Annotated in this window: 3 protein-coding genes; all 3 read right to left on the bottom strand. The window is 37.3% G+C overall.

What is annotated here, in order from left to right; translation table 11 throughout:
• Positions 1 to 502: 502 nt before the first annotated feature.
• A complete protein-coding gene (locus ABZA26_RS07880) occupies positions 503 to 1,750 on the bottom strand; it encodes a glutamate-5-semialdehyde dehydrogenase (protein WP_372713974.1) in 1,248 nt (415 codons plus the stop codon).
• 1 nt (position 1,751) lies between these two features.
• Positions 1,752 to 2,882, bottom strand: coding sequence for a glutamate 5-kinase (proB, locus tag ABZA26_RS07875; RefSeq protein WP_372713973.1), 1,131 nt, complete (start codon positions 2,880 to 2,882; stop codon positions 1,752 to 1,754).
• Positions 2,883 to 2,931: 49 nt separating this feature from the next.
• Positions 2,932 to 4,751 (bottom strand): leucine--tRNA ligase (gene leuS, locus ABZA26_RS07870; protein ID WP_372713972.1); only part of this gene is annotated, 1,820 nt, incomplete at its 5' end.

The raw sequence follows: 4,751 nt of genomic DNA, 5'->3' as shown, positions 1-4,751 counted from the left end.
GATCAAACTCTTCATTCAAAAAGTTTATTTAAATCTCTTGCGAGATTATCAACACCTAACTGTGTCCAAATCTTGTTTGGACTTCTTTGTCATCTATGATGACGATTTTGACTTCCTTCTCTATTTAATTGCTAATGTCCTTTTTTCTGTCCAGTGAGCTTTACTGCCTCCTTGCGACAAGAATAATATTATCACAGATCCTTTTTCGAGTCAAACATTTTTTTATTTTTTTACACTCGGTTTTTCAGAATACACAACTTCATTATGATTCTCCCTTGATCAGCATCATATAAATCAAGCCTTTTTATTCATTGCTGATAATAATTCTCATAAAAAAAATCTTCAAGACCCCTTGTACCCAAATACAATCTTCCTAGTTAATTCTTTAAAAATGATATATTTCTATATAATTAATAACCCCCCGGGTATGCTCCAGGGGGGCAAACAATTTAATTGAATTATATATAGTACTAATTTTTTTTTAAAATTAAAACTTTAAAACTTATCTTATCTGACCATTTCCTCTGATAATATACTTGGTCGTCGTCAATGCCCTCACGCCCATAGGTCCACGAGCATGAAGTTTTTGAGTACTTATTCCTATCTCTCCTCCAAATCCAAATTCTCCTCCGTCAGTAAAACGAGTAGAGGCATTTACATATACCGCTGCTGCGTCTACTTTATTTAAGAATTTTTCAGCCATTTCATAGCTTTCTGTAACTATGGCTTCCGAGTGCTTTGTCCCGTATTTATCTATATGTGCTATAGCTCCATCTATGTCATCTACAACTTTTATAGATACTATAAGTCCCAAATATTCCGTGCTCCAATCCTCTTCTACAGCCTCTTTTGCTCCAGGTATGAACTGAAGAACCTCTTCATCTGCTCTTATCTCTACCCCATTTGCCATAAGTGCTTCAGCTAAGAAAGGTAGTATTCTCCCAAGTGATTCCCTATGTATAAGTATGGTCTCTATAGCATTGCAAACACCGGGTCTCTGAGTTTTTGCATTTATTGCTATATTAAGAGCTTTGTCTATCGCCGCTTTAGAATCTATATACAAATGACAAACACCTGCCCCTGTTTCAATAACAGGAACTGTTGCATTTGCAATTATTGCCTTTTTGAGTCCTACTCCCCCTCTAGGTATAACCACATCTACATATTCATTGAGTCTGACAAGTTCGTTTACGAGGTTTCTGTCGGGATTTTTTATAAGCTGAACCGCTCCGGCTGGCACACCTTCCTTAGTGATTGCATCTACAAATATTTTTTCCAGGATTCCATTACTATAACCAGCATCGCTTCCACCCCTTAAAATAATTGCATTTCCAGACTTCAAAGCTAATGCTGCAGCATCTACAGTTACATTAGGTCTAGATTCATATATCATCGCCAGAACTCCCAGAGGAACTCGCACTTCAGATATTTTCATTCCGTTTTCATGAGGAAACCCTCTGACTACCTCACCTATAGGATCGCTAAAACTGGCAATTTCCCATACTCCGTTAGCCATCCCTTTTATTCTCTCATCTGTCAAGATAAGCCTGTCTATAAAGGATTCTGAAATACCTTTCTCTCTTGCAGCTTCCAGATCTTTTCTGTTTTCTTCTTTTATGATATCCATATTCTCAAGAAGGGCATCTACCACAGACATCAGTGCACGGTTTTTAGTTTTTGTATCGAGACCTGATAATATTTTAGAAGCCTCTTTTGCCTTTTTTCCTGTTTCCAGTATATAATTATCCACCTTATACCTCCTTTAATAGATGTAAATTGTTTATATGTACTACAGAGTCATACCCCTTATACCCAAGTATATCCTCTATCTCATCACTTTGCTTCCCTGTCAGCAACTCTATTTCAACAGAAGAATAATTAGCTATCCCTTTCGCTATGAGTTCCTCTTCAGAATTTTTTATGGCAATTATATCTCCTTCTGAAAAACTTCCATCTACATTTATAACTCCCACAGGAAGAAGACTGCTTTTTCCGCAAAGTGCTTTTTCAGCCCCATTATCTACATAGATTGTTCCTTTTACTTTCCCACCATACCATATCCAGTGTTTCTTTGCCGATATATCTTTTTCTCCCAAAAACAGGGTTCCTTTTTCTTCTCCATTCAGTATCTCTCTGATTATCCCAGGAGATTCTCCGTTGGCGATTATCATATCAACTCCAAGTTTTGTAGCTATTTCACCGGCTTTTATTTTCGTATGCATCCCTCCGGTACCAAATTTAGAACCACCTACCCCCGAAGCAAGTGAATAAATGCTTTCATCTATCTCTTCCACCACACTTATAAATTTAGCATTTTTATCCTCTCTGGGATTCGCCGTATAAAGCCCCTCTATATCGGAAAGAAGTATCAGAAGATCTGCATCTACTACACTCGCCACATAAGCCGACAGAGTATCATTGTCCCCGACTTTTATCTCCTCTACAGCTACCGCATCATTTTCATTAACTATCGGTATCACCTTTTTATCAAAAAGAGCTGTAAAAGTATTACTTATATTAATATACCTGTTTCTTTTTGATATATCTTCTCCATTGACTAGAATTTGAGCTATATTTTTTCCGTATTCAGAAAAAAGCTTCCTATAAAGATGAATAAGTGAAACTTGCCCCACTGCAGCTACAGCCTGTTTTTCATCCAAAGCTTTTGGTTTTTCATCCAATTTGAGGACGCCCATCCCAGCACCTACAGCTCCGGAAGTAACAAGTATTATTTCGTACTCAAGGTTAGCCAGATCCGAGAGGGTTCTTACCAGTTTTTCTATTCTACCTATGTTAAGAAGTCCGTTTGCATGGGTTAAAGTCGAGGTTCCAACTTTAACAACAATTCTCTTAATTTTTTTCATATGTTCTTTTCTATCCAAAATAACCGTTCCTCCCTTTAATTTAAAAAATAAAGCTGCAAAAGCAGCCTTATTTTATAACGATATTTACTATCTTTTCCGGTACAACAATTATTTTAACTATATTTTTGCCTTCAGTATGTTTTTTTACATTTTCCATTTCAAGAGCCATATTTTGAAGTTCGTCTTTAGATGTTCCTCTCACAACTTGTAGAGCTCCTCTCACTTTACCATTTACCTGTACAGCTATTGAAACCTCATCAGAAATAGTTAGCTCTTCCACATGTTCAGGCCAGCTTTCCTCAAAAAGAAAACCTTCATTACCAAGCTCTGCCCACAGTTCATCACATATGTGAGGTATAAACGGAGAAAGCATAACTACCATTTTATTCACAGCCTCTGTAAATAACTTTTTAGATTCTGAAGTAACCTCTCCTTTTTCAAGGTTGTTCACTTTATAATCTTGAAGTTCATTGATAAGCTCCATGTTTGAAGCTATTGATGTATTAAAGTGATAGTCATTTTCTATGGATTCTGTTACTTTTTTTATTGTTTGATGAAGTTTTCTTACTACACTCTTGTCCGCTCTGCTTAATTTCTCAAGATTTATATCTCCAGTTTCAAAGAACTCTTTACTTTCACTTACCATTCTCCACACTCTGTTTAAGAATCTGTAAGATCCTGCAAGTCCGTTTTCATTCCACTCCAGTTCTTTTTCAGGAGGAGAAGCAAACATGGTAAACAGTCTAGCTGTATCAGCTCCGTAAGTGGCCACTATATTTTCAGGGTCTACACCGTTATTTTTTGATTTGGACATTTTTTCCACTTTGACGATGAGCTCTTCCCCTGTTGTTTTAGACAGGGCTTTTTCTCCCTGAATATCTACGTCTTCACTATAAAGATATTTATTTTCTTTTGTCGAGAAATAAGACGGCCCGAGAACCATACCCTGAGTAAGAAGTCTCTTAAAAGGTTCGTTTGTAGATAAAAGTCCAAGATCTCTCAAAACCTTGTGGAAAAATCTTGCATAAAGAAGATGCATAACTGCATGCTCCACTCCACCGATATACTGATCTACCGGAGACCACCCGTCAGCTATATCTTTTTCAAAAGGAAGTTCTGTATTCTTAGGGTCACAGTATCTTAGGAAATACCATGATGAATCTACAAAGGTGTCCATAGTATCCGTTTCTCTTCTTGCTTTCCCACCACACTTAGGGCAGACTGCATTTTTAAACTCTTCCGATGTCTCTATAGGATTTCCGTTTCCACTGAATACAACGTCACCAGGAAGTTTTACCGGAAGATTTTCATCCTTTTCCATTACTGTTCCACATTTTTCACAATAAAGGGCAGGAATAGGTGTCCCCCAATATCTCTGTCTTGATACTCCCCAGTCTTTTAATCTATAATTAATAGTTCTTTTCCCAGAATTTTTCTCCTCAAGATGCTCAGCAATTTTTACAAGAGCTTCTTTTGAAGAAAGTCCGTTGAAATCTCCAGAGTTGGTTACAATACCGTAATCAGTAAAGGCCTCTGTCATATCCTCTTCTTTTGTCACTATCTCTTTTTTCGTCTTTTTATCCACTGGATTTATTACAATCCTCAATGGAAGGTCGTATTTTTTTGCAAACATAAGGTCTCTTTCGTCATGACAAGGAACTGCCATTACGGCTCCTGTACCATAACCCATAAGTACGTAGTCTCCAATCCAAAGCTGAACCTTCTCATCATTTGCAGGATTTACTGCATACCAACCTGTGAATACTCCGTTTTTCTCTTTTCCTTCTGCTGTTCTGCTGATTACATCCTCGGTTCTCATTCCAGCTACAGTTTCTTTTATTGACGGGTTCACTTTTAAAATTTCGTCTACCATAGGATGCTCAGGGG

Source organism: Ilyobacter sp. (genome assembly GCF_041583315.1).
Classification (GTDB): Bacteria; Fusobacteriota; Fusobacteriia; order Fusobacteriales; family Fusobacteriaceae; genus Ilyobacter.
The sequence above is the reverse complement of the archived record's forward strand: the minus strand, read 5'-3'. Positions and strand labels throughout refer to the sequence as shown.